This is a genomic window from Curtobacterium sp. ME-Dv--P-122a (genome assembly GCF_030209645.1).
GTDB lineage: Bacteria > Actinomycetota > Actinomycetes > Actinomycetales > Microbacteriaceae > Curtobacterium > Curtobacterium flaccumfaciens.
In genome coordinates this window covers 53,109-77,310 of the sequence record NZ_JARVRO010000011.1, presented here as the reverse complement: position 1 = coordinate 77,310, position 24,202 = coordinate 53,109, and the positions used below count along the sequence as shown (strand labels likewise).

Here is a 24,202-nt window from a genome sequence, read left to right as displayed (position 1 = left end):
ACGCCCGCTTCGACCAGGTGTACGCGGAGTCGCCCTACGACGACGTGGGCGGTGACGCCACCGATTCGATGCCGTCGAGCCGCGCCTCTTCCGCGTCGTACCCGGCGCGCACCTGACGCAGCACCAGGTCGTCGATCTCGTCGGCGTCGCGCAGGCGCAACAGGGTCCTCGCCTTGTGCTGGACGAGTGCGAGCTCGAGGGCGATCGCGTTGTCGTGCCGCTGCAGCGCCGGGTGGTCGTCGTCGTCCCCTTCGCGGGCCTCGATCACGTCGAGGTGGGCCTCGTAGTCCTTGCGCAGGCGATCGACGGTGGCACGATCGGCTCCGGTCGACCGAGCGAGACGGGGGAGTGCATCGAGCGCCTCCTCGATGGCGGTGCGTTCGGCGTAGCGACGTTCCTCGCTGACGGACTCGTCCTCGGGGAGCGCGGCGCGGCGCAGGACGGCCGGCAGTACGAGGGCCTGCCCGACGATCGTGACGATGACCACGCCGGCGGTGACGAAGACGATGAGGTCGCGCTCGGGGAAGTCGCCACCGGACTCCAGCGTGCGCGGCACGGCGACGGCCATGGCGAGCGACACCGCGCCCCGGAACCCGGCGAACCCGCTGACGAGCCGGTCGCGGTGCCCCTCGCGGGGTTCTCCGCCGGTGCGCCGGGTGACGAGCCAGATGGTCCCGCCCGCGGCGTTCAGGAACGCGAACCGCACGATGACGAGCAGCACCGCAACCGCGAAGACGATCCCGGTCCCGCGCAGCAGGTCGGCGGGGTCGAGTGCGCGTGCGGCGACCATCGCCTCGATGCCGACCAGGACGAACAGTGCGCCGTTGAGCAGGAAGGTCAGGAACGACCAGAACGCGCGCACCTGCTGGCGGGTCTCGGCACGGTCGAGTTTGGGACCGACCTGGCTGACGACGATGCCGGCCGCCACGACGGCGAGCACGCCCGAGGCGCCGATGGCCTCGGCGGCCAGGAACGCGGCGAAGGGCACGAGCAGGGTGACGAGGTTCTCGAGCACGACGGTGTCGACGCGCCGCAGCACCATCGTCCCGATCCATGCGGCGGCGAGCCCGGCGGCGACCCCGCCGATGTAGGACAGGACGAGCATGCCGGACACGCCCCAGAACGTGAGTTCCTGCGTGCCGACGGTGACGGCCACCGCGATGCCGTAGATGACGAGGGTGGTGCCGTCGTTCACCAGGCTCTCGGCGCGGAGCACGGTGACGTTCCGCCGGGGCAGCATCTTCGTGAGCACGCCGACCGCGGTCGCGTCGGTCGGGGCGACCGCGGCGCCGAGCACCCAGGCCGGCCCCCACGGCATCCCGAGCAGGTGCAGCAGGACGGCGACGGCACCGGCGGTCACCACGACGAGCAGGGTGCCCATCAGGACGATGCCGCGCAGGTTCTTCCGGATCTCGCGGAGCGACGTCGTCAGGCTCTCCCAATAGAGCAGCGCCGGCAGGAACAGCAGCAGCACGGCCTCGGCGGGGAGCTCGACGTCCGCGAACTCCGGCACGAGCCCGAGCAGCGCGCCGAAGACCAGGAGCAGCACGGGTGGTGCGATCCGGATCCGGTCGGCCACGGCCGCCGTCAGCGCGATGGCGAGGCCGAGCACGACCACCAGTTCCGGTCCCAGCACGTGCACTCCGATCGTCGTCCGACCCGCCAGTCAACGCCGATCCACGGTGGATCCTTCCAGAACAGCCGGACGACGCGCCGCACCACACCCGGACGACGCGTCCCGAGCCGCCGCTCACACCGCCCGCGGCCGCCGCACCACCCGCCGCCACCACGCCCGCCACGGCAGGGAACTCACCAGCGCCGACCCGATCACGACGGTCCCGAACCACCCCACGACGACGCCCGGGATCGGCACGAGCAGACTCGCCCACAGCAGCACCGACAGCACCCCGAGGACGTACGCCGCTCCGGCCTTCAGGTACCGAAGCCGCTTGAGCCCCGCAGCCTGGTCGACCCGCGAGGTCAGGCGGGCCAGGAACACCGCGCCCACCCCGATCGCCCCGACGGCGACGGCGGCCTGCTCGAGCGCCCCGAGCCCGTCCGACCCGAGCGGCCCGGACCCCGACAGGCTGTACACGCCGTCGAGGATCTCGAACAGCATGAACACCACGAGCCCCCGCTCGAACACGACCGTCGACGCGTAGAGGTGGATGCGCCAGGCTCCGCGGCCGACCCCGATCGACGCCGTGTCCGACCCGCCGCCGCCGGGGCCGCCGCGCAGCGCCCACGCCGCGGTCCGCTTCGACACGAGGTACGCCGCGATGCCGGCCACCCCGCCGAGCGCGACCGGCAGCAGCGCACCGGCGGCCCAGCCGGAACGCGACCCGACGAGCACCGAGGTCACGACGACCCCCGTCGCAGCGGTGACCAGCGACCAGACGCGGGGTCGCGCGACGGAGGCGAGCCGCGCCTCCAGGCTGCCCAGCCACGACCTGCGGGACGCGCGGTCGGTGTTGAACAGGTACTCGGCGAAGACCTGCCAGATGAACGCGGCGCCGAAGGCGGCGAGGGCCGGACGCACCTCGGCCAGGTGCGCGGAGAACGAACCGGGTGCGAAGACGGCTTCCTCCACCGAGCTGGCCGGGTCGGTCGCGTCACCGACCGCGACGGCGGCCGGCGGCAGGAGCAGGCGCATCGCGAGCACGCCCGCGACGATCCCGAGCGACAGGAACAGCCGCCGGGCGGGGGAGTGCAGCCGGCCGGCGATGCCGGCCATCGGCACGGACGAGTCCGCGGCCATCGCGATCTCGAGGAACGCGAGGGCCACGAAGGCGAGCGCTGCGGCGGGGCCGAGCACCAGCCAGGCCGCCGCGGCGGCCGCGACGGTGATGAGCAGGGGGACGGTCAGGAGTGATCTCGTGGCCATCTGCCCATCCAGCACGGTCGGGCTGGGCGGCGCATGGAGCGCTCCTGGGCATCGGCCTGGAGGCCCGTGGGGACCCCGCAGAACGGGTGACGGCCCGTCCCCACTTGCGGGGACGGGCCGTCAGGTCGCGCGCGTGGGTGGTCGCGTCAGTCGTGGAACGTCTCGATGGACGCGCCGAGCGAGTTGAGGCGCTCCTGCAGCTGCTCGTAGCCACGGGCGATGATGCCGACGTTGCGCAGGACGCTCTCGCCCTTCGCCGCGAGCATCGCCAGCAGGATCACGACGGCGGGCCGCAGCGCCGGCGGGCAGCTGATCTCGGCACCGGAGAAGTGCGTCGGGCCGGTCACGTCGAGGCGGTGCGGGTCGCGCAGGGTGACGCTCGCACCCAGGCGGGTGAGGTCGAGCAGGTGGATCGCGCGGCCCTCGTAGACCCAGTCGTGCACGAGCGTGGTGCCCTCGGCCATGGCCGCGATGACGACGAAGAACGGCAGGTTGTCGATGTTCAGGCCGGGGAACGGCATCGCGTGGATCTTGTCGATCGGTGCGTGCAGCTCGGACGGGTACACCGTGATGTCGACGAGGCGGGTGCGGCCGTTGGCGGCGGCGTACTCCTCGGTGACGTCGAAGCGCAGGCCCATCTCGGCCAGGGTCGCGAGCTCGATCTCGAGGAACTCGATCGGTGCACGGGTCACGGTGAGGGTCGACGCGGTGACGATGCCCGCGGTCAGCAGGCTCATCGCCTCGACCGGGTCCTCGCTCGGCCAGTAGTCCACGACCTCGTCGATCTTGCTCTTGCCGGTGATGCGCAGTGTGGTGGTGCCGATGCCCTCGATCTGCACCCCGAGCAGCTCGAGGAAGAAGCAGAGGTCCTGCACCATGTAGTTGGGGCTGGCGTTCCGGATGACGGTCTCGCCGTCGCGGGCTGCGGCAGCCAGGATCGCGTTCTCGGTCACGGTGTCGCCGCGCTCGGTGAGCACGACCGACTTGGTGGGGACGGCCTGGTTCGCGACGTCGACCTCGTACCAACCGGAGGTCGCCTCGACGTCCACGCCGAACGGACGGAGCGCGATGAGGTGCGGCTCGACCGTGCGGGTGCCGAGGTCGCAGCCGCCGGCGTAGGGCAGGCGGAAGGACTCGTACCGGCCGCTGAGCGGGCCGAGGAACATGAGCACGCTGCGGGTGCGGCGGGCGGCGTCGGCGTCGATCGCGTCGAGGTGCAGGTCGTCGGGGGCGACGATCTCGAGGGTCTCGCCGTCCTCCGACCAGGTGACGCTCGCGCCGAGGCTGCGGAGCACGTCGATGATGCGGTCGACCTCGACGATCCGGGCGACCTTGTGCAGACGGGTCACGCCGCGGTTGAGCAGCGAGGCGCAGAGCAGGGCCACGGCGGCGTTCTTGCTCGAGTTCACCGCGATGGAGCCGCTGAGCTTCCGGCCTCCCTGCACGCGCAGGTGGGCACGCTGCGGGGCGCCGCCGATCGAGACGATCTGCTGGTCGAGGGCGTCGCTGATGCGGGTGAGCATCTCGAGGGACAGGTTCTGCCCGCCCTGCTCGATGCGGTTGATCGCGCTCTGGCTGGTGCCGACGCGTTCGGCGAGCTGGGCCTGCGTCATGCTGCGGCCCTTGCGGGCGCCCCGGATCAGGGCGCCGACCTCACGGAGGGGTGCTGCGGTCGCCGGAGATGCCGGCGAGACGACGGTGGTGGTGTCGGTCATGCGCGCCACGCTAACACGCTCATGAGATAAAGCAGTGGAAGATCGACACCCGTCGCGCGTGCTGAGGTCTCGAATACGTCACAGTTGGGAATTTCGGGGGACGAAACCGCTCAGGGATCGGTCAGGGTGCCCCGGACGATCGAGTCACCGGAGTGCGCCGGATCACCGTCGTCGGCCTCGGCCGAGACGTCCACGACGGGGAACTCCGCGGTGTCGACGCCGTCGGGCACCGTGAAGCGGCCCTGGTCGCCGTCGAGGTAACCGACGCTCACCAGGCCGCCGAGGTCCGACCGCATCATCCAGACCTCGCGGAGCGGACCGGTGCCGGAGCGACCGCGCTCTCCGTGCAGGTCGACGAGCAGGGTCACCCGGCCGTCCTGGTCACGTTCGAGTTCGGCGCGGCCGGTCGTCCCCGACCAACCGGGCAGTGCGGCGAGCTCGGTGTTCGCCAGGACGGTCTCGGTGTCGCCGCGGGGGAGTCCGGGGACGACCCCCGACGCCACACCGATGCCGAGGACGACGGCGAGTACGCCGACGCCGGCGATCGCGATGGCGAGGGCTCGGCGACGACGCGGACGGGATCGGGGTCGGCGGGCCACGGCGTGGTGCTGCGCGTCGGACCGGGTGCCGCCGGCTGCCCCGCCGGACGCGCGTCCGGGGTCGGCCGCCGGCGCCGCAGCCTGCTGCGGCGTCCGGGCGATCTCGGCCGCGATCCGGTCCCACACGTGTTCCGGGGGCGCGGCGAGCGTGACGTCCTCGGACGCCCGCGTCACCGCGGCGACCCGCTGCAGCGCGGCAACTTCATCGCGGCACCGGTCACAGGACGCCAGGTGCTCGGCGACGTCGTCCGCGGCGACCTGGTCGGAGACCGCGAGCATCGCCAGCGTCTCGTCGTCGACGTGCTTCATTCGATCACCTCCAGACGTGTTCGGAGCCGAGCCAGACTTCGGTGGATGTGGCTCTTGACGGTGCCCAGCGGCAGTTCGAGCCGTTCGGCGATCTCACGATGGCTGAGGTCGTCGTAGAACGCCAGTCGCATCACGCGCCGTGGGACCTCGTCGAGCCGCTCGAGCTCGCCGGCGACCAGTGCGCGTTCGGCCAGGTCGAAGGCCGGTTCCGGCGCCGGGGTGGTCTCCTCGACCACGTCCGGGTCGGCGGCGCTGGCGTGCCGTCGGCGCTCGTTCTGCGCGTCGGCGATGCAGTTCCGGGTGATGCCGACCAGCCACGCGCCGAGCGGGGCGCGGCCGGGGTCGTAGCTCGTGCTGCGCTGCCAGGCCTTCACGAAGACCTGCTGCGTGACGTCCTCCGCGGCGGCCGGGTCGGCCAGGGCGCGCAGGGCCAGCGAGTACACGAGCGACGACCACCGTTCGTAGACGGCTCGCAGGGCGTGCTCGCCCCCGGCGCGGAACGCGTCCGAGAGCTCGCTGTCGTCCGGGAGGATGGTCGTCACGTCTTCCTGTCGCTGGCGCGGTCGTCGTCGTCGACCACGATCCGATCGTAGGGGGCGGATCGTCGCCACGGTCAGGCCGGGACCGCGGTGACGACGAGGTTGCTCTCGTAGTGTCCGGTGGCTGCGTCGAACGTCCCACCGCAGGTCACCAGGACGAGCCGTCGTGGTCCGTCGTCACGGAACACCTCGCCCCAGGGGAGTCCCTGCTTCTCGAGCATGCTGACGGAGTCGATGCGCCACGCGGTCTCGGCACCGTCCGCGTCGGTCAGGGTGACCCGGGTGCCGGTCGGGGCGTCGCCGAGGCGGGAGAACGGGCCGATGCCGTAGCCGACCGCGTCGACGTGGGCCGCGATGACGACGGTGCCCTCGGTGGACGACGGTGCGGCACCGAACCGGTACCAGCCCGCGGTCGCCGGGTCGGGCGGCAGCGCCATCGCGCCGTCCTCGTCGACCCCCTCGGGGCGGACCGCCGCGCTGATGCCGGCGTGGTCGACCGTGATGGTGGTGGGGGCGGGGGCATCCCGGACCGGGGGGATCGTGGCGGCCTGCTGCGGTACCTCGGTCGAGAACGCCGACGGGACCGGTGTGGGGGTGGTGGTCGGCAGGACGGACGGTTGCCCGCCGGGGGTGGTCCCGGCCGACGAGCACCCGGTCAGGGCGGCGGCCGCCACGGCGACGACGAGAGTCACCGTGGCGGACCGCACGGGGCGTGGCACCTTCAGCGGCGGGTCGCTGCGTGCCGGCGGCGGAGCACCACGGCCCCGATCGCGGCAGCGGCGGCCAGTGCGGCCGCCGCTGCGCCGACCAGGGGCAGGGGATCCTGGTCGTTCGTGGCCACGAGACCGGCGTTCCCGGCGGGGACGCCGTTCGGCGTGCCACCGAGGTCCGCGATGGTCTGCGTGGCGAGGGCGAGGTTGTCGTCGTCCAGGCTGCCCCAGGCGTAGATGATGGTCGACGAGCCCGCGCTGACCGCGACGTCCGCCGGGCCGATCACGGGGTCGGTGGTCCCGGTGGCGGCGACGGTCGCCGACACGGTGCCGGCCGGCAGCTCGAGGGCCTGCTCGTCGGGGTTCGACAGGTTCGACACGACGGCCTTCCCACCGGCGAGGACGTCGACGGCCGGTGCGGCGGCGACGTGCCGGACGACCAGGCGTCCCTGGCCGGCCGCGACGGCCGAGGTGTCGTTGGTGAACACCGTGGCGGTGGGTGACCCGTCTGCGGCGTCGTGGGCGACGGCGGTGTAGTTGCCGCCGGCGTCGAACGAGACGTCCGCCGGGCCGATGATCGGCTTCGACGCGTCGGTGGCATCCGAGGCGGTGATCGCGAGCTGGTGTGCACCGGCCGGCACCATCATCGGGCCGGCGAGGGTGCCCGGGGTGAAGTCGTCGATGGCACGTTCGCCGTCGAGGTAGACGTCGACGGTGACGTCGGGGACGGCGTGGAGGACCGAGAGCGTCGCCTCGCCGGTGGCGGCGGTCGCAGCGGTCGCGGGCAGTACGGCCGCAGCGGCGGCGAACAGGACACCGGCGCTGAGGCCGGTGGCGAGTGTCTTGCGCATGACGTGTCTCCTTCGGGCCTGTCCGGGCCGGTGCGGACAACGTCGTCCTCGACGTCGTACCCCCACTACCGCCGGAGCACCCCGATCGGATGCAGCGATTTCCTGGGGATCAGCTGAGACGGCGCCAGACCCCAGCGTTGCCCGGACGCGACCAGGTCTCCGGATCGCCCGTGACGGCCTCGTCCCCGGCTCCCCGGTCGGTGAGCCGGTACGCGGAGTCCGGCGTCCACCCGGCGACGACGCTCGCGCGGCTGCCGTCGACCGGCACGGTGAGCCCGGAAGTGCGGAACCAGCCCGCGACAGTCAGGTGCACGACGTCGTACTCGGTGGCCACCGCGGACCAGTCCGGCTGCACCCAGTCGCCCTGCCGTCCGGTCGCCACGGCCCAGTCGTTCCGTCGGGTCGTCCCCGTCACGTCGAGCGGCCAGCGCCGGCACAGCGCGGCCCAGTCGGCGGGACCGTCGACGGTGCACACGCGCGCCGTGGCATCGGCCGGCACCGCCGAGACGACGGCGCGTTCCTGCCCGAAGGAGTCCTCGACCGCCCAGAGCGCCAACGGCCCGGCGGACGGGAACGGCGCTCGCGTGTGCTGCGCGAGCGGCCACGGCGGCGTTGTCCACCACACACCGCTGGCCACCCCCGGGTTCCCCTCGGCGTCCTCGCGGCGCAGCTCACGGGACCAGTCCGCGAGCGCCTCTGCCGCTCCCGGACGTCGGGGCTGCTCGTCCTCGTCGAACTCGACGGTCCATGCTCCGCCCTGCGGGTCGAAGAGCCGGCGCACGACCGGGCTGTCGACCGCCCACCGAGCGAGCCGCCGGAGCGCGGCCTGCAGTTCCGTCCGAGCGAGGAGCGCGTCCAGCGCATCGGGCTGCTGCCACCACAGCGCGCTGTCCGCAGTCGATTCGAGCGCGACGACGACCTCGTCCTCGCCCACGGACGGCAGGGGCACCGCCGCGAGTGCGCTCGCCACCGCTGCCAGGTCCGGAGCCGGCTCAGGCTCGACCGCGCCATCGATGCCGAAGAGCGTTCGGTCGTCGCCGCGTTCGACGCCGAGGTGGTGCTCCGCCCAGAAGAGCAGGTGGCCGAGCTGCACGGCGGCCGGGTCGTCGGGGTCCTGGGCACCGCTGACGAGCTCCAGGCAGAAGCGCCGGCCACGCGGGTGGGCGAGCAGGTCCGAGGCATCGATCACCGATCCAGGCTAGTGACGGTCGCTAACGCACCCGTCGCACCCGCCGATAGTCCTCCGTGCAGGCCCACGGACGGGCCCGCATCCCGCCCCACGGACGGCGGCGGGACGATCGAGAACCAGGACGGGCCATGATCGTCGTCACACGACTGAACGGCAGCGGATTCGCTGTGAACCCCGATCTCGTGGAGCGCATCCAGGAGACGCCGGACACGACGCTCATCATGGTCGACGGCGCGAAGTACATCGTGCGGGAGTCGATGGCCGACGTCATCGACCTGATCGCCGCGTACCGCGCACGCATCGTCGGCATGGCCTACGGCACCGACCAGGCCCCCCGCTCGAGCACGAACACCGGCCCGCAGCCCACGCTCGCCCCGGTCGCCGCACTCCGCTCCACGCAGCACGGCCGCGCGCTGGACGGGGGGCGCTGACGTGGACATCGCAACGATCGTCGGCATCCTGCTCGCCTTCGGCGCCCTGTTCGGCATGGTCCAGATGGAGCACGTCGAGCTCGGTGGACTCTTCCTGCCCGCCCCGATGCTGCTCGTGTTCGGTGCCACCATCGGCTGTGGCATCGCCAGCACCACGCTCAAGGACGCGATCGCCAGCTTCAAGGCCGTGCCGAAGGCGTTCACCGGCAAGGTCACCCCGCCGGCATCGGTCATCGACGACGTCGTCGGACTCGCCGAGACCGCCCGCGCCAACGGCCTGCTCGCCCTCGAGCAGGAGGCCGACAAGCACGACGACCCGTTCATGAAGAAGGCGCTGCAGAACATCGCGGACGGCACCGACGGCGACGAGCTGCGGATCCTGCTCGAGGACGAGATCGAGTCGAACGCGGCCCCGACGCGGAGCGCGAGCGCGTTCTTCATGGGCCTCGGCGGCTTCGCCCCGACCGTCGGCATCATCGGCACCGTGGTCTCGCTGACCCACGTGCTCGCGAACCTCGGCAAGCCCGACGAGCTCGGACCGCTGATCGCCAGCGCCTTCGTCGCGACCCTGTGGGGCCTGCTGACCGCGAACTTCATGTGGCTGCCGATCGGCGGCAAGCTCCGCAAGCTCGCCCAGCTCGAGTCGGACCGCCAGACGCTCCTGATGGAGGGGCTGCTCGCGGTGCAGGCCGGCAGCCAGCCCCGTCTGCTCGGTGAGCGGCTGAAGGCGATGGTCCCGCCCGCCGCACGCGCCGACACGGGCGGCAAGGCCGGCAAGGCCGGCAAGAAGGCCGATGCGGCCGACGACCAGCAGCTGGCGGCCTGACCGTGAGCGCCAACCCCCGGGGCCGCGGCCGCGGTCGCGCGAAGAAGTCCCACGACGAGGCCGAGCACCCCGACGAGCGCTGGATGGCGTCGTACATGGACATGATCACGGTGCTGATGTGCATGTTCCTCGTGCTCTTCGCGATGTCCACCGTCGACCAGGAGAAGTACATCCAGCTGAAGCAGTCGCTCGCCACCGGCTTCGGCGAGGTCGACTCGCAGAAGATCGACACCGCGAGCGGCACCGTCGTGACGAAGGACCAGGTCGAGGACGGCTCCGGCTACTCGACGGACAAGTCCCAGGCCGACCACTCGACCGCGTCGTCCGGCACGAAGGACACCAACGTCGACCCCGCGTCGACGGTGGTGCCGACGACGGCGAGCAAGCAGGACCTCGCCGAGGCGAAGCGCGAGCTCGACGACCTGACGAAGCTCGAGCGTGCGATCCAGCGCAACCTGGCGAAGGCGGGCCAGTCCGAGAACGTCCAGTTCACCGTGGACGCCCGCGGCCTGATCGTCCGGTTGATCGGCAGCGAGACGTACTTCGGCACGAACAGCGCGGACCTGTCCGACCAGGCGCGGTCGATCATGGACGCCATCGCGCCGGTGCTGAAGACCTCTGCCCACGACGTCAGCGTCGAGGGGCACGCCGACCAGCGGAACTCGACCGCGCCGTACGCCACCAACTGGGAGCTCAGCGCGGCGCGGGCGACCGGGGTCCTGCGCGACCTGGTCGAGCGGGGCGGGATGCCCGGCGACCACGTGCAGAGCGTCGGCTTCGGGTCGAGCCGGCCGCTGGCGAAGGGCGGCACGGACCGCGACCTCGCCCTGAACCGGCGGGTCGACATCGTGGTCCTGTCGAACGCCGACCAGGACGTCAGCGCCCTCATGCCGGCGCTGGCCAAGGCACAGGACGGAGCGCAGCAGGGCTGACACACGCAGTGCAGCAGGACTGAGACACGCAGCGCAGCAGGGCTGACACACGCAGCGCGCGGAGCGCACCAGCGCTGACGCCACCGCCCCACTACGGGGTACAGCACTGACGGGTGCCCCACAGGTGACCGATAGACGCACCCGTGACCGAGACCCTGCCAGCGCCCGAGGTGTACGACTTCGCGCGCCCGTCGACGCTGGCCCGTGAGCACGCCCGGGTCCTCGAGCTCGCCTTCGAGACGTTCGCGCGCCAGTGGGGCACGCAGCTGACGGCGAAGGTCCGCGCGGTCAGCCAGGTCACCTGCGAGCAGGTTGAGATGACGACGTACGACGAGTACGCCGCGTCGCTGCCCGCGCTCACCGGCATGGTGCTGCTGCCGATCACCGGCCTGACCCCGAAGGGCGTGCTGCAGGTCCCGCTCGACGCCGCGCTGACGTGGGTGTCGCACGCGCTGGGCGCGTCGAAGCCGCTCCCGACCCCGGACCGCACCTTCACGCCCATCGAGCAGGCCCTGGTCCGCAAGATCGTCGAGGACGCCCTGGACGACCTCCGCTACTCGTTCGGCGGCCTGCTCGCGCAGGACGTCACGGTCGGCGGGTTCCAGTTCAACAGCCAGTTCGCCCAGGCCGCGCAGAAGGGCGACCTGATGATCGTCGCCTCGTTCTCGATCCGGGTCGGCGACCGCATCGCCCCCGGCACGCTGGCCCTGCCGGCCGAGGCCGTCCTGCCGCAGCTCGGCGAGGCCGCCGCGCACGTGTCGCCCGCCGACGCCCGAGCCCAGCTCGACGCGCAGCTCGAGAGCGTGCCCGTGGGCGTCAGCCTGCGCTTCGCCCCGGCCGCGGTCCTGCCGACGCAGGTCCTGCGGCTCGCCGTCGGCGACGTCCTGCCGCTGCCGCACCCGCAGCACCGGCCCCTCACCATCGCGGTCGACGGCGAACCCGTCGGCACCGCCGCGGTCGGCGCGAACGGCTCGCGCCTCGCCGGCATCGTCGTCACCACCACGAGCACGGAGCAGCACTGATGACCGAAACGACCACCCTCCACACCGCAGCGGCCGAGTCGCTCGCGGCGCAGCTCCCGACGGCCGCCCCCTTGACCGCGGTGCTCCTGCCTGGAGGCGCGACACCGGTCGTGCTCGACGCGGCGACGGACGCCGTGGTCGCCTCGTTCGTCGGCGGCCTGTCGGCCGACCTGGCGCTCGTGCTCACCGACCTCGAGTCGATCACGGCCGCCGGAGGCACCGACCACGGCATCGTGGCCGTCACGGACGTCCTGCGTCCGTCGCTCGAGGCCGCGGCCGGGGTCCTCGGCGTCGGGGTGCTCGGCGAGACGAACCGCGAGTCGGCCGCGTCGCTGCTGGCCGACCCGGACACCGTCGTGTTCGAACTGACCGCCGGTGGCCTGCCCGCCGGGTGGTTCGGCATCCGGATCCGCGAGAACGGCACGGTGTCGGCGCCCGTCGTGGCGAACCTGCCCGCCGGCAACCTCGGCCGGATCAACAACGTCGAGATGACCCTGACGGTCGAGATCGGCCGCACCCGGATGTCGGTCCGCGACGTGCTCGGCATGGAGCCCGGCGCCGTCGTCGAGCTCGACCGCAGTGCCGGTGCCCCCGCCGACGTCCTGCTGAACGGCCGCCTCATCGCGCACGGCGAGGTCGTCGTCGTCGACCAGGACTACGCGGTCCGGATCACCCGCATCCTCGACGTCGCCGAAACGGTCTGACCCGCACGTGGACACCCTCGTCGTCACCCTCCGCGTCGCGCTCTCGCTCGGCGTCGTGCTCGCCCTCATGTGGGTGCTGCACCGCGCGAGCCGCAAGCGCTTCGCGGGCAAGCCGTCGGGCCGCCGTGCCGCGACCGTCGAGGTCGTCGGTCGGCAGGGCATCGGCGGCAAGGCGAGCGTCGTCGTGGTCGACGTCGAGGGGGAGCGGCTCGTGCTCGGCGTGTCCGAGCACGGGGTCAACCTGCTGACCAGCGGGCAGGCGCCCGCGCCGGAACTCACCATCGTGACCGGACCGGTGGCGCTGCCCGTGCGTCCCGCCCCGTCGGCTGACGCGTTCGGTCGGGAACTCGCGCAGCAGTCGGACGCCACCACGGGCCTCCCGGCAGGCTCGGACGACGTGACCCGGGGGACCGACGCGACCAGCGAAGTCGCGCCCCTGCCGATGCGCCCGCGCAACCGTCGCCCGCAGCGCGCCGTGCCGAGCGCGCAGCAGCTGCAGGGCTCGATCCTGTCGGTCGACACCTGGCGCCAGGCCGCGGCTGCGCTGCGGAACCGGCGGGCCGGGTGACCGCGGCAGGGCCGCACCGGCTGGCACGGTCGGGTCGACTCGTCGCCCTCGTCCTGCTCGGCCTGGCGGTCGTGGCCGGGTTCCTGATGCTCACGACGACCGGTGCGCACGCCGCCGGTGTCGTCGAACCCACCGCCCCGGCGACCCCGACCGCCCCCGCGACCGGAGACTTCAGCGTCAGCGTGAACGGCCCGGACGGCACCCCCTCGTCCGCCGTGGTGACGCTCATCGGCATCACGCTGCTGAGCGTCGCGCCCGCGCTGATGCTCATGATGACGTCGTTCACGAAGATCTTCGTCGTGCTCGCGATGACCCGGAACGCGCTCGGGCTGCAGTCCATCCCGCCGAACCAGGTGATCGCCGGACTGGCACTGTTCCTGTCGCTGTTCGTGATGGCGCCGGTGCTCGGTCACATCAACGACGACGCCCTGCAGCCCTACCTGGCCGGGCACCTCGACTTCAACCAGGCCGTCGAGATCGGCACGAAGCCCCTGCGGACCTTCATGCTCCACCAGACCCGCGACGAGGACGTCGCCCTGATCACCCGCGCCGCCGGGCTGGACAACCCGAAGTCGATGGCGGACGTGCCGATGACGACGGTGATCCCGGCGTTCATCATCTCGGAGCTCCGCAGCGCGTTCATCATCGGGTTCGTCATCTTCATCCCGTTCCTGGTGATCGACCTCGTCGTCTCCGCGGCCCTGATGTCGATGGGCATGATGATGCTCCCGCCGGTCATGATCTCGCTGCCGTTCAAGATCCTGCTCTTCGTGCTGGTCGACGGCTGGGGCCTCATCATCACGTCGCTCATCGAGAGCTACCACGTTGTCTAGGGGGCACGCATGAACCAGCAGGCCGTCATCGACCTCGTGCTCCAGGCGCTCCTGGTGTCCGGCAAGCTCGCCGCCCCGGTGCTCATCACCTCGCTCGTCGTCGGCTTCGCGATCTCGCTGTTCCAGTCGGTGACGCAGATCCAGGAGGTCACGCTCTCGTTCGTGCCGAAGGCCGTCGCCGTCGCGATCGCCCTGGTGGTCTGCGGCAACTGGATGATCTCGGAGATGATCGCGTTCACGCACGTCGCCTTCGACATGATCCCCAGGCTGCTCGGGGCCGGTTGATGGAGCTCAGCATCGACGCCGACCGTCTGGAGGCCACCATGCTCGCCGGCGTCCGGCTCGTCGCGTTCTTCGTCATCGCGCCGCCGTTCTCGTACCGGGCGTTCCCCGGCACGGTGAAGGTGATCCTCGGGCTGGGGCTGGCCATCGGCGTCGCCCCGCGCGTCGCCGTCGGCTACGAGTCGCTCGAGACGGGGCCGTTCCTGCTCGCCCTGCTCACCCAGCTCGTCGTCGGGCTGTCCCTCGGGTTCCTGGTGTTCCTGGTGTTCGCCGCCGTCCAGTCGGCGGGTGCGCTCATCGACCTGTTCGGCGGGTTCACGCTCGCGCAGGCGTTCGACCCGCAGTCCCAGGTCAACGGCGCCCAGTTCACCCGCCTGTTCCAGATGACCGCGCTCGCGCTGCTCTTCACCTCGGGCGGCTACCAGCTCATCGTCGGTGGTCTGGTGCGGTCGTTCGACGCCGTGCCGCTCACCGGCACCTTCGCGGTGGACGGGCTCGCGTCGATGCTCGTGACCGCGATGTCGCAGATGTTCCTCGCCACCCTGCAGATCGCCGGCCCGCTCGTCGTCGTGCTGTTCCTGGCCGACGTCGGCCTCGGGCTGCTGACCCGCGTGGCACCGGCGCTCAACGCGTTCCAGATGGGCTTCCCGATCAAGATCGGCCTGACCGTCCTGTTCGCCGGCGCGCTCTTCATGGCCCTGCCCTCGGTGGTGTCGTCGCTGACCGGCGACGCCGTCGAGGCGATCACGGGACGGGGGTGACGACGTGTCCGACAGCGGAGAACGTTCCGAACAGGCAACCCAGCAGCGGATGCGCGAGGTCCACGAGAAGGGCCAGATCGGTCGCTCGCAGGACCTCGGCGCGTGGATCGGGATCGCCGTGGCGGCGCTCATGATCCCTGCCGCGATCGGCAACGCCGCGGCCGCCGGGCAGGACCAGCTCCTCGCCGTGCAGCGCGTCATCGAGGACCCCGAGCTCGGCGCCGTGCAGGCCCTGCTCGCCGACGCCCTCGGTTCGATGGGTGCGACCCTCGGCCCGATGCTCGCGGTCGTCGCCGTCGCGGTGCTCGCCGCCGCCGTCACCCAGGGCGGAGTGCACTTCCGCAAGATGACGCCGCAGCCCGACCACTTCGATCCCGTCGCCGGACTGAAGCGCGTGTTCGGCACCCAGGCGCTCTGGAACGGCGCGAAGGCGCTGCTGAAGACCGCCGTCGTCGGGCTCGTCCTGTGGTTCGCGGTGCAGGGGCTCATGCCGGTCCTGATGACGAGCGGCTCGCTGCCGCTGTCGGCCGTGCTCGAGGCCGCCGCCGCCGGGTCGGGCACGCTGCTGCGCGCCGCGATCGTCGCCGGGCTCGTCCTCGCAGCCCTCGACGTGTTCGTGGTGATCCGCCGCAACCGGAAGCGCACGATGATGACCAAGCGCGAGGTCAAGGACGAGAACAAGCGGAGCGACGGCGACCCGCTGGTGAAGTCGCAGCGCCGCTCCCGTCAGCTCGCGATGAGCCGCAACCGGATGATCCAGGCCATCGGCACGGCGGACGTCGTGATGACGAACCCGACCCACTACGCCGTCGCGATCAAGTACGAGCCGGGGAAGTCCGCGCCCCGGGTGGTGGCGAAGGGGGCCGGACCGGTCGCCGACGTGATCCGCGCCCGTGCCGAGGAAGAGCGGGTGCCGATCGTCCGCGACGTCCCGCTGACCCGGGCGCTGCACGCCGCGTGCGAGCTCGGGCACGAGATCCCCGTCGACCTGTACACGCCGGTGGCCCGCGTCCTGTCCTTCGTGATGGCGCTCAAGGCCCGCGGCACCGCGGCCGGCACGCACGCACCGCCGCGGCCGACCACCCCGGACGAGGTCGCGAGCGTCATCGACCCCGCCACCCTGACCGGGGACCTCCGCCCCCGCAGGCTCCGCACACCGCGCACCGCAGAGAACCAGACCGAAGGACTCCCCGCATGAACCGCAAGGACCTGCCGAAGCTCGTCGTCCCGGTGTTCATCGTCGGCATCATCCTGCTGCTGATCCTGCCGGTGCCGTCGTTCCTGCTCGACTTCCTGATCATCATCAACATCCTGCTGGCGCTGGTGATCCTGCTCACGACGCTGTTCGTGAAGAAGCCCCTCGACTTCTCGGTGTTCCCGTCCCTGCTGCTCGTCGCGACGCTGTTCCGGCTCGGCCTGAACGTGGCGTCCACCAGGCTGGTGCTCGGCGAGGGCTTCGCCGGTGACGTCATCCAGGCGTTCGGCCACGTCGCCGTCTCCGGGTCGATCATCATCGGCGCGGTCATCTTCCTGATCCTCATCGTCATCCAGTTCGTCGTGGTCACGAAGGGTGCCGAGCGCGTCGCCGAGGTCGGGGCACGCTTCACCCTCGACGCGATGCCGGGCAAGCAGATGGCGATCGACGCCGACCTGAACGCCGGGCTGATCACCGACCAGGAAGCCAAGGAGCGCCGCGCCGCGGTGTCCGCCGAGGCCGACTTCTACGGCGCGATGGACGGTGCGTCGAAGTTCGTCAAGGGCGACGCGATCGCCGGCATCCTGATCATCATCATCAACCTGATCGGCGGCATTGCGATCGGCATGCTGCAGAACGGCCTGTCCGTCACCGACGCCCTGTCGAAGTACGGCATCCTGACGATCGGTGACGGCCTGGTCACGCAGATCCCGGCGCTGCTCATGGCGGTGTCCACGGGCATGATCGTCACCCGGTCCGGCGCGGAGTCCGAGATGGGGTCCTCGGCCGCGACGCAGCTGTCGCAGTCGCGGAACGCCCTGATGATCGCCGGCGTCGCCGCGATCGCGATGGGGTTCATCCCCGGCATGCCGATCCTGCCCTTCCTGCTCGTCGGCGCGACCCTGCTCTTCACCGGCTGGCGGATCGGCCGGAACGCCGCCCGGGCCGAAGCCGACGCCGCACAGCAGCAGGCACTCGCGGCCGCGGCACCGACGGGCGACACCCCGGAGGACCTGCTCGAGCAGATGCGCGTGCACGCCCTCGAGATCCTGCTCGCCCCCGACCTGGTCGACATGGTCTCCGGCGCCTCCGACGACCTGCTCGGCCGGGTGCGTGCGCTCCGCCGCAAGATCGCGATCGACATGGGCATCGTCGTCCCGCCGGTCCGCACCCGCGACTCGATCGACCTGCCGCCGTCGACGTACGCCGTCCGCATCGCCGGCGTCGAGGCCGGTCGGGGCACCGCGCCCGCCCGCAGCGTCCTGGCGCTCGGCGACCACCTGGACGGCCTGCCCGGCACCTCGACCGTCGAGCCGGTCTTCGGCCTGACCGGCAAGTGGGTGCCCGCCGAACTGCGGCACGCCGCCGAGATGACCGGCGCGACCGTGATCGACCGGGTCTCGGTGCTCGTCACCCACCTGCAGGCGGTCATCGGCGACAACGCCGCGCGCCTGCTCACCCGCGAGGACGTCAAGGTCCTGACCGAGGGCGTCAAGCAGGTCAACCCCGCCGCGGTCGAGGAGCTCGTCCCCGGCAGGCTCTCGATGGCCGAACTGCAGCGGGTGCTGCAGGGCCTGCTCGCCGAGCGCGTGCCGATCAACGACCTCGGCCGGATCTGCGAGGCCCTCACGCTCCGCGCAAAGGTGTCGACCGACCCCGAGGGGCTCGTCGAGTCCGCCCGTGCAGCCCTCGGCCCGGCCCTCGCCGCCCGGCACACCGACGCGGGCACCCTGCGCGTCATCATGATCGACCCGATGCTCGAGCAGTCGATGCTCGAGGGGCTCCGGCCGTCCGAGCAGGGCAGCCAGATCGTGCTCGACGCGCACCGCATCGAGCAGGTCCTCGGCTCCGTCCGCGACGCCGTGCGCTCCGTGGAGGACCAGGGGCTCTCCGCCGTCCTGGTCTGCGCCCCGCAGCTCCGCCCGGCCGTGCACCGCATGGTCGCCGCCCAGTCGAACGGGCTCCCGGTGCTGTCGTACCAGGAGGCCACCGCCGCGGGCTCCACCATCGAGACCGTGGGAGTGGTCCGTGCCGCCGACCCGATTGCAGCGTAGCGGCGCCACGCTCGAGTCCGTCCGCGACGCGGTCCGGACCGAGTTCGGCGCGGGTGCGCGGATCGTCGCGGCCGAACGCGTGACCACCCCGGGCTTCGGCGGACTGTTCCGCAAGGCGCACGTCGAGGCCACCGTCGAGGTGCCGGAACCGGGGGACCAGCCCACCGCCCGGGTCGTCATCGCCGACTCGCCCGTGCAGCGCGTCGGCATCGCCGCGCTGCTCGCCGACGCCGAGGCGGCCGAGGCCCGCATCGCCGGCACCGACGGCACCGCGACGACGCGGGCCGACGCCTTCGCGTCGGTGCTCGACGGGTTCCAGGCGGACGGCATCACGCCGAGCGCCCCGCGCCCGACGCGCGCGCCGGCCGAGCCGGACGTGCCCGCGGGGGTCGACCCGCGCCTCCAGGCCGCCGTCGACGCGCAGACGGTGGTCGACACGCAGACGGTGGCCGTCGCGCAGCCGGTCGTCGAGACCCGGTCGGGAGGCCCGTCCCGCGTCCTCGACGCGCCCTCGCCTGCTCCCGTGGCCCGGTCCACCGCGCCCGCCGTGCGATCCGCGGACGGCGACCTGGTGCTCCTGGTCGGGCGGCCGAACGACGTCGACGCCGCCGCCGGGCTCTTCGCGGTGCGGCACGCGCTCCGGCCGACGGACGCCGCCGACCGCCGTGCCGCGATCCTGGCGCGGGCCGACGGCGTCCGCGACGGTCACGCGGTGCTCGCCGTCGCCGCGTGGGACGACCGGGCGACCGGTGACGCGCTGCAGGCCGACCAGGTGTGGGTCGTGGTCGACGTCGGGCGGAAGCCCGCGGACTCGGCCGCGATGGTGTCCGCGGTGGCCTCGCGACTGCCCGTGGTCGGTGTCGTGGCGATCGGTGCGGGGGAGACCGCCACGCCCGGGTCGGTGGACCTGCTGGGGCTGCCCGTCGTGTCGCTAGGCTGAACCGGTGCTGGTACTCACGCGGAAGGTCGGCGAGCGGATCCTCGTCGGCGACGACATCGTCATCACGGTGCTCGACTCCCGGGGCGACGGCGTCCGGATCGGCATCGACGCCCCGCGCGGCGTGAAGATCCAGCGCGAAGAGGTCGTGCGTGCGGTCGCCGAGGCGAACGCCGAGGCCGCCGCCGCCGGTGACGACGCCGAGGCGCAGCTGCGCGCGGCGCTCGGGGCACGTGGCGGGGCTGCCGTCGACGGCTCGACTCCGTCGGGACCGACCGACTCCTAGCCGTCCGAGTAGCTACGCCCGTCACGGGCGCGGCTGCTCGTCGATCACGGGCGGCTGCATGCGCGTGACGGGCGGGGCTGCACGTCCGTCACGGGCGGGGCTTCTTCTCCTGTTCGGGCAGGCGGCCGGCGGCGGCCTCGGCGGCGAACCAGGCGCGGGCCTCGTCCTGTCGGGCCTGCTCCGCACCGAGCGCGATCGGGGCGCGGACGTGGCCGGGCTCGTAGCCGAAGGTCTCGATCAGCTGCGGCACGATCGGCCGGACCCGGGCGACGAGCCGGTCGATGTACGCCGACACCGCACGGGCACGCTGCGCCGACAGCCGACCGTGCAGCAGGTACCAGTCCAGGTGCTGCTCGAGCAGGCCGAGCGCGAACAGGTCGCGCAGCCAGACGAGCACGCGGCGGGTGTCGCCCTCGGTGACCTCGTCGAGCGCCTCGGTGAAGGCCTCCCACTGCATGAGCTCGGCGTGTGCCTTCGACGCCTCGATGAGCTCGTGCTGCGAACGGTTCAGCAGTCGGGCGGCGCGGGCGCGGTCCTTGCCAGCCGACGCCAGCCGCATGCCGATCTCGGCGACCATCGTGTCGACCCGACCGGCGAGCAGCTCGCGCTGCGTGCGGGGGTCCTGCAGGTCGGCGACGCTGGCGGCCAGGGACCCGCGGTCGGCCACGGTCTGGCCGAGGCGGCGGATGCCGGACGCGTCGGCCAGCTTCGACGCCGCGACGGCCGCCACGAACTTCGCGGTGGACGCCGGGTCCTTCGGGGCCTTCGCGCGGAACTCGGTGAGCAGGCGCTTGCCGACGAGCTGCAGCAGCACGGTGTTGTCGCCCTCGAACGTCACGTAGACGTCGAGGTCGGCGCGGAGCCCGGTCAGACGGTTCTCTGCGAGGAACCCGGCACCGCCGCAGGCCTCACGGGCCTCCTGCAGGGTGTCGAGCGCCGACCAGGTCGACATCGACTTGAACGCCGCGGCCTGGGTCTCCAGGTCCTCCCGGCGCTCCGGGGTGTCCTCGCGCCCGCTGAAGACGTCGTCGAAGGTGCGCAGGAGCTTCTCGTGCGCGAACGACTGCGCGAACACCGTCGCCAGGCGCGGGATGAGCCGGCGCTGGTGCCGGCCGTAGTCGAGCAGCACGCCCTCGGTGCCGTCACCGGTGGGGAACTGCCGACGCTGCATCGCGTAGGTCAGGGCGATCTGCAGCGCGATCTTCTGGGCGACGACCGCGGCGCCGTCGAGCGACACCCGGCCCTGCACCAGGGTGCCGAGCATCGTGAAGAACCGGCGGCGGGGCGAGGCGATCGGCGACGAGTAGGTGCCGTCGGCGGCGACGTCGCCGTAGCGGTTCAGCAGGTTGGTGCGGGGGACCCGGACGTGGTCGAACGCGAGCCGGCCGTTGTCGATGCCGTTCAGCCCGCCCTTGGGTCCGTCGTCCTCACCGCTGACGCCGGGCAGGAACGCACCCTCGGCGTCGCGGAGCGGGACGTAGAACGCGTGCACGCCGTGGTCGACACCGGCGGTCACGAGCTTCGCGAACACGACGGCGGCGTGCCCGTGCAGGGCTGCGTTGCCGATGTAGTCCTTCCACGCACCGCGGAACGGCGTGTGGATCTCGAACTCCTCGGTCGCGGGGTCGTACGTGGCCGTCGTGGCGATGCTCTGGACGTCCGAGCCGTGGCCGGTCTCGGTCATCGCGAAGCAGCCGGGGACCTCGAACGAGACGATGCCCGGCAGGAACTCGCGGTGGTTCGCCTCGGTGCCCAGGTGGTGCACGGCGGACCCGAACAGTCCCCACTGCACCCCGGCCTTGATCTGCATCGACGGGTCGGCGGTGACGAGTTCCTCGAACGCCGCCAGGTTGCCGCCGTGGTTGCTCTGGCCGCCGAACTCGGCGGGGTAGGGGCGCTGGATCGCCCCGGCGTCGACCAGGGTCCGGAGCTGCTCGAGCACGCGTGCCCGGTGCTCGGGGATCGGCTGGCCCTCGATCTTCTGCATCGCGGGGTCGAGCGCGAGACGCCGGGAGATCCGGCGGTCCTCGGCCCAGCGTCCGAGCAGGAGCTCCTGCACCAGCTCGACGTCGATCCGGACGTCGGTGTCCGTCCCGGCGGTCGGGGTGCCCGCTGCCGGGTCGCCGGCGGCGTCGGCGTTCGGCGCGGCGTGCTGCGCGGCGTTCTTCGCGTCGACGTCCGGCGCGGTGTCGCTGCCGCTGGCGGGGGTGGTGCGCTGGGCGGGTGCGGTGTCGACCATGGGCGGAGTCCTCCTGAACTGCGGTGTCCGTGTTGCACCGTCCACGCTAGACATCGGTGCCGACAGTGGCGGGAACCCCGTGCGGGCCGCACAACCCCGTGTCGCCGGTGCCGTCACGGGGTCGTGGGAACCCTCCAAAGACATGAGTGGGGTTCGACGATTGGGCGTGCCCACCCGGCCAGGGGCAGACTGGCCGCCATGTCACGTACCACCCCCGCGGACCGCGAAGGCCGTCCCGGACGCACCTTCTTCGGGCAACCGTTCGAGCTCTCGACACCGTTCGCCGTGGAGCTCTGGGAGCGGTTCTCGTTCTACGGGATGCAGGGCATCGTCCTCATCTACATGTACTACACGGTCACGCAGGGCGGCCTGGGGATCGACAAGGGCATCGCCACCGGCATCATGGGTGCCTACGGCGGCGCGGTCTACCTGTTCACGATCATCGGGGCGTGGATCGCCGACCGGCTGATCGGAGCTGACCGGACCCTGTTCGGCAGCGCGATCGTCGTGATGCTCGGGCACATCGCCCTCGCGCTCATCCCCGGGGTGGCCGGGGTCGGGGTCGGCCTCGTGCTCATCGCGCTCGGCTCCGGCGGGCTCAAGGCCACCGCCACCACGATCGTCGGCGGCCTCTACAGCCGCGAGGACCCGCGCCGCGACGCCGGCTTCTCGCTCTACTACCTCGGCGTGAACCTCGGGGCGTTCTTCGGACCGCTGCTCACCGGGCTGCTGCAGAGCTCGCTCGGCTTCCACTGGGGCTTCGGCCTCGCCGCCGTCGGCATGGCGGCGGGCCTGGTGCAGTACGCGATCCGGCGGAAGAAGCTGCCCGAGGTCGTCCGCCACGTGGCGAACCCCGTCGACCGCCGCCGTCTGCCGCTCATCGGAGCCGGCGTCGTCGTCGCGCTCGTCGTCATCGTCGTCGCCGTGCTGACCGGCCTGCTCAACGTCGGCAACCTGCCCACCGTCGTGGTGGCGGTCGTCGTGCTGGCCACCATCGGCTACTTCGTCGTGATCCTGTCGAGCGGCATCACCCGTGACGAGCGGTCGCGGGTCTTCGCGTTCATCCCGCTGTTCATCGGCAGTGCCGTGTTCTGGTCGCTCTACCAGCAGCAGTTCACCGTCGTGACGGTCTACTCCGACGAGCGCCTCGACCGCTCGCTGTTCGGCTGGGAGATGCCGGTGTCATGGGTGCAGTCGATCAACCCGGTCTTCATCATCGTGCTGTCCGGTGTCTTCGCGGCGCTGTGGACCAAGCTCGGTGACCGCCAGCCGTCCACCCCGACGAAGTTCGCCCTCGGCACCGGGATCATGGGGCTCGCGTTCCTGCTCTTCCTGCCGTTCACCGGCTCGGGCGAGAACGGCACACCGCTGCTCGCGCTCGTCGGCATCCTGCTGGTGTTCACGCTCGCCGAGCTGCTGCTCTCACCCGTCGGCCAGTCCGTCGCCACGAAGCTCGCGCCGCCGAAGTTCCAGACGCAGATGGTCGCGCTGTTCTTCCTGTCGGTGTCGCTGGGCACCGCCGTCACCGGGGTGCTGTCCCGCTACTACGACCCGGCGGACGAGGCCCCGTACTTCACGATCCTCGGCCTGGTCGCCGTCGTGGTGGGCGTGGTCCTGCTGCTCCTGGCCAAGCCGGTGCTGCGGCTCATGCGCGGCATCCGGTAACCTGAACGGAGCCACACGCCGACGCAACCAAGGAGTCACCACCCATGCTCGAACTCATCGCAGGGATCATCATCGGCGTCGGCGTCCTCGGTGGCGTCGGGTGCTGCATGGCCGTCGCGGCCATGATGAAGAGCGGCTCCGAGGAGTACTGAGTCCCTGACCCGGACTACTCGCCGCTGTCGGTCGTGACCGGCACCAGCTGACGACTCAGGACGGTCGCGCGCTCGAAGGGGCCGCGGCCGTCCTTCGTGTACGCGGGCTCATCGAAGGCGACGGTCCACGTGCGCTGTGTCCCGCCGATCTGACTCCCGCCGGGAGCCACGATCACCCCGATCGGCTCGTCGGCCCACTGCTCGCCGCCCCGATCGGTGTCGATGACCTGCACGAGGGCACCGATGCCGAGACCGGGAGCGTCGTCGGGGCGGGGACTGGGGGAGCGGCGGCGTCCGAACACGCCATCACCGTAGCGGCGAGTGGTCACGGAACGTCTGTGCGGCACCTGTCGACACGCTGACGGCCCGGCCGCCGGGTGGTCAGGACACCCCGCCTGCGGCGCGCCGAGTGGTCAAGAACCGTCGGCTGCGGCGCCGCCAGGCGACGGTTCGTGACCAGCGCGCGGAGGTGAGCGGGGTGTTCCGACCGGCGGGACGACGGCCGGGAGGCCCGTGGCG

Annotated in this window: 24 protein-coding genes; 14 read left to right on the top strand and 10 right to left on the bottom strand. The window is 72.0% G+C overall.

From position 1 onward, the window contains the following. Positions 1-34: 34 nt before the first annotated feature. The 8 genes from QRN49_RS11960 to QRN49_RS11925 all read right to left on the bottom strand — a co-directional run bounded on the left by QRN49_RS11960 (position 35) and on the right by QRN49_RS11925 (position 8,796). Complete coding sequence (locus tag QRN49_RS11960; protein ID WP_284756040.1) at positions 35-1,636, bottom strand: Na+/H+ antiporter; 1,602 nt, start codon at positions 1,634-1,636, stop codon at positions 35-37. Between the two features lie 114 nt (positions 1,637-1,750). Continuing rightward, positions 1,751-2,884, bottom strand: coding sequence for a DUF475 domain-containing protein (locus tag QRN49_RS11955; RefSeq protein WP_284756038.1), 1,134 nt, complete (start codon positions 2,882-2,884; stop codon positions 1,751-1,753). A 146-nt stretch (positions 2,885-3,030) separates the two neighbouring features. Further along, a complete protein-coding gene (locus QRN49_RS11950) occupies positions 3,031-4,599 on the bottom strand; it encodes a helix-turn-helix domain-containing protein (RefSeq protein ID WP_171907747.1) in 1,569 nt (522 codons plus the stop codon). Positions 4,600-4,709: 110 nt separating this feature from the next. Beyond that, the gene (locus QRN49_RS11945; RefSeq protein ID WP_284756035.1) at positions 4,710-5,507 is read right to left on the bottom strand and encodes an anti-sigma factor; all 798 of its coding nucleotides are present in this window, start codon (positions 5,505-5,507) and stop codon (positions 4,710-4,712) included. After that, positions 5,504-6,049, bottom strand: a complete 546-nt coding sequence (locus tag QRN49_RS11940) for an RNA polymerase sigma factor (protein WP_071244624.1) — start codon at positions 6,047-6,049, stop codon at positions 5,504-5,506. Before QRN49_RS11940 ends, QRN49_RS11945 begins: the two co-directional genes overlap by 4 nt. 71 nt (positions 6,050-6,120) lie before the next feature. Continuing rightward, complete coding sequence (locus tag QRN49_RS11935; protein ID WP_284756032.1) at positions 6,121-6,738, bottom strand: class F sortase; 618 nt, start codon at positions 6,736-6,738, stop codon at positions 6,121-6,123. 29 nt (positions 6,739-6,767) lie between these two features. Continuing rightward, complete coding sequence (locus QRN49_RS11930) at positions 6,768-7,607, bottom strand: DUF4397 domain-containing protein (protein WP_284756030.1); 840 nt, start codon at positions 7,605-7,607, stop codon at positions 6,768-6,770. A 109-nt stretch (positions 7,608-7,716) separates the two neighbouring features. Then, the gene (locus tag QRN49_RS11925; protein ID WP_282819774.1) at positions 7,717-8,796 is read right to left on the bottom strand and encodes a hypothetical protein; all 1,080 of its coding nucleotides are present in this window, start codon (positions 8,794-8,796) and stop codon (positions 7,717-7,719) included. Between the two features lie 128 nt (positions 8,797-8,924). Between QRN49_RS11925 and QRN49_RS11920 the strand changes: the two genes are divergently transcribed. The 13 genes from QRN49_RS11920 to csrA all read left to right on the top strand — a co-directional run bounded on the left by QRN49_RS11920 (position 8,925) and on the right by csrA (position 19,627). Then, complete coding sequence (locus tag QRN49_RS11920) at positions 8,925-9,227, top strand: flagellar FlbD family protein (protein ID WP_110863815.1); 303 nt, start codon at positions 8,925-8,927, stop codon at positions 9,225-9,227. 1 nt (position 9,228) lies between these two features. Beyond that, positions 9,229-10,053, top strand: a complete 825-nt coding sequence (locus tag QRN49_RS11915) for a motility protein A (protein ID WP_071244627.1) — start codon at positions 9,229-9,231, stop codon at positions 10,051-10,053. 2 nt (positions 10,054-10,055) lie between these two features. Beyond that, positions 10,056-10,985, top strand: a complete 930-nt coding sequence (locus QRN49_RS11910) for an OmpA/MotB family protein (RefSeq protein ID WP_194621996.1) — start codon at positions 10,056-10,058, stop codon at positions 10,983-10,985. 143 nt (positions 10,986-11,128) lie between these two features. Continuing rightward, positions 11,129-12,007: a flagellar motor switch protein FliM gene (locus QRN49_RS11905; protein ID WP_111223721.1), complete on the top strand. Its 879-nt coding sequence runs from the start codon at positions 11,129-11,131 to the stop codon at positions 12,005-12,007. Then, complete coding sequence (gene fliN / locus QRN49_RS11900) at positions 12,007-12,711, top strand: flagellar motor switch protein FliN (RefSeq protein ID WP_284756023.1); 705 nt, start codon at positions 12,007-12,009, stop codon at positions 12,709-12,711. Before QRN49_RS11905 ends, fliN begins: the two co-directional genes overlap by 1 nt. A gap of 7 nt (positions 12,712-12,718) precedes the next feature. Continuing rightward, on the top strand, positions 12,719-13,279 hold the full coding sequence (locus tag QRN49_RS11895) for a FliO/MopB family protein (protein WP_284756022.1): 561 nt from the start codon (positions 12,719-12,721) through the stop codon (positions 13,277-13,279). Continuing rightward, entirely contained in the window at positions 13,276-14,112 is an 837-nt protein-coding gene (fliP, locus tag QRN49_RS11890; protein ID WP_027465540.1) for a flagellar type III secretion system pore protein FliP, read from the top strand. Before QRN49_RS11895 ends, fliP begins: the two co-directional genes overlap by 4 nt. A 9-nt stretch (positions 14,113-14,121) precedes the next feature. Next, on the top strand, positions 14,122-14,397 hold the full coding sequence (fliQ, locus tag QRN49_RS11885) for a flagellar biosynthesis protein FliQ (protein WP_111022850.1): 276 nt from the start codon (positions 14,122-14,124) through the stop codon (positions 14,395-14,397). Beyond that, positions 14,397-15,155: a flagellar biosynthetic protein FliR gene (locus QRN49_RS11880; protein ID WP_110894673.1), complete on the top strand. Its 759-nt coding sequence runs from the start codon at positions 14,397-14,399 to the stop codon at positions 15,153-15,155. Before fliQ ends, QRN49_RS11880 begins: the two co-directional genes overlap by 1 nt. 4 nt (positions 15,156-15,159) lie before the next feature. Then, positions 15,160-16,353, top strand: a complete 1,194-nt coding sequence (locus QRN49_RS11875) for an EscU/YscU/HrcU family type III secretion system export apparatus switch protein (protein ID WP_111223719.1) — start codon at positions 15,160-15,162, stop codon at positions 16,351-16,353. Further along, a complete protein-coding gene (locus tag QRN49_RS11870) occupies positions 16,350-18,404 on the top strand; it encodes a flagellar biosynthesis protein FlhA (RefSeq protein ID WP_284756016.1) in 2,055 nt (684 codons plus the stop codon). The genes QRN49_RS11875 and QRN49_RS11870 overlap by 4 nt, the downstream gene beginning before the upstream one ends. Further along, positions 18,379-19,344, top strand: coding sequence for a hypothetical protein (locus QRN49_RS11865; protein WP_284756014.1), 966 nt, complete (start codon positions 18,379-18,381; stop codon positions 19,342-19,344). The genes QRN49_RS11870 and QRN49_RS11865 overlap by 26 nt, the downstream gene beginning before the upstream one ends. A 4-nt stretch (positions 19,345-19,348) precedes the next feature. Continuing rightward, positions 19,349-19,627: a carbon storage regulator CsrA gene (csrA, locus tag QRN49_RS11860; protein WP_152377902.1), complete on the top strand. Its 279-nt coding sequence runs from the start codon at positions 19,349-19,351 to the stop codon at positions 19,625-19,627. Between the two features lie 88 nt (positions 19,628-19,715). Here the strand turns inward: csrA and QRN49_RS11855 are convergent, their stop codons facing one another. Further along, positions 19,716-21,866, bottom strand: a complete 2,151-nt coding sequence (locus QRN49_RS11855; protein WP_284756011.1) for an acyl-CoA dehydrogenase family protein — start codon at positions 21,864-21,866, stop codon at positions 19,716-19,718. Between the two features lie 198 nt (positions 21,867-22,064). Here QRN49_RS11855 and QRN49_RS11850 point away from each other — a divergent pair, with 198 nt between their 5' ends. Beyond that, on the top strand, positions 22,065-23,531 hold the full coding sequence (locus QRN49_RS11850) for a peptide MFS transporter (protein ID WP_111110866.1): 1,467 nt from the start codon (positions 22,065-22,067) through the stop codon (positions 23,529-23,531). A 166-nt stretch (positions 23,532-23,697) separates the two neighbouring features. On the opposite strand, the gene QRN49_RS11845 is transcribed toward QRN49_RS11850, so the two are convergent. Continuing rightward, positions 23,698-23,985, bottom strand: coding sequence for a hypothetical protein (locus tag QRN49_RS11845; RefSeq protein WP_111046098.1), 288 nt, complete (start codon positions 23,983-23,985; stop codon positions 23,698-23,700). Positions 23,986-24,202 lie beyond the last annotated feature (217 nt).

Bases quoted from the DNA above. Each gene is read 5' to 3' on its own strand.
- QRN49_RS11955 (WP_284756038.1), bottom strand. From the start codon at position 2,884: ATGGCCACGAGATCACTCCTGACCGTCCCCCTGCTCATCACCGTCGCG.
- QRN49_RS11950 (WP_171907747.1), bottom strand. From the start codon at position 4,599: ATGACCGACACCACCACCGTCGTCTCGCCGGCATCTCCGGCGACCGCA.
- QRN49_RS11945 (WP_284756035.1), bottom strand. From the start codon at position 5,507: ATGAAGCACGTCGACGACGAGACGCTGGCGATGCTCGCGGTCTCCGAC.
- QRN49_RS11930 (WP_284756030.1), bottom strand. From the start codon at position 7,607: ATGCGCAAGACACTCGCCACCGGCCTCAGCGCCGGTGTCCTGTTCGCC.
- QRN49_RS11920 (WP_110863815.1), top strand. From the start codon at position 8,925: ATGATCGTCGTCACACGACTGAACGGCAGCGGATTCGCTGTGAACCCC.
- fliN (WP_284756023.1), top strand. From the start codon at position 12,007: ATGACCGAAACGACCACCCTCCACACCGCAGCGGCCGAGTCGCTCGCG.
- fliQ (WP_111022850.1), top strand. From the start codon at position 14,122: ATGAACCAGCAGGCCGTCATCGACCTCGTGCTCCAGGCGCTCCTGGTG.
- QRN49_RS11880 (WP_110894673.1), top strand. From the start codon at position 14,397: ATGGAGCTCAGCATCGACGCCGACCGTCTGGAGGCCACCATGCTCGCC.
- QRN49_RS11870 (WP_284756016.1), top strand. From the start codon at position 16,350: ATGAACCGCAAGGACCTGCCGAAGCTCGTCGTCCCGGTGTTCATCGTC.
- QRN49_RS11855 (WP_284756011.1), bottom strand. From the start codon at position 21,866: ATGGTCGACACCGCACCCGCCCAGCGCACCACCCCCGCCAGCGGCAGC.
- QRN49_RS11850 (WP_111110866.1), top strand. From the start codon at position 22,065: ATGTCACGTACCACCCCCGCGGACCGCGAAGGCCGTCCCGGACGCACC.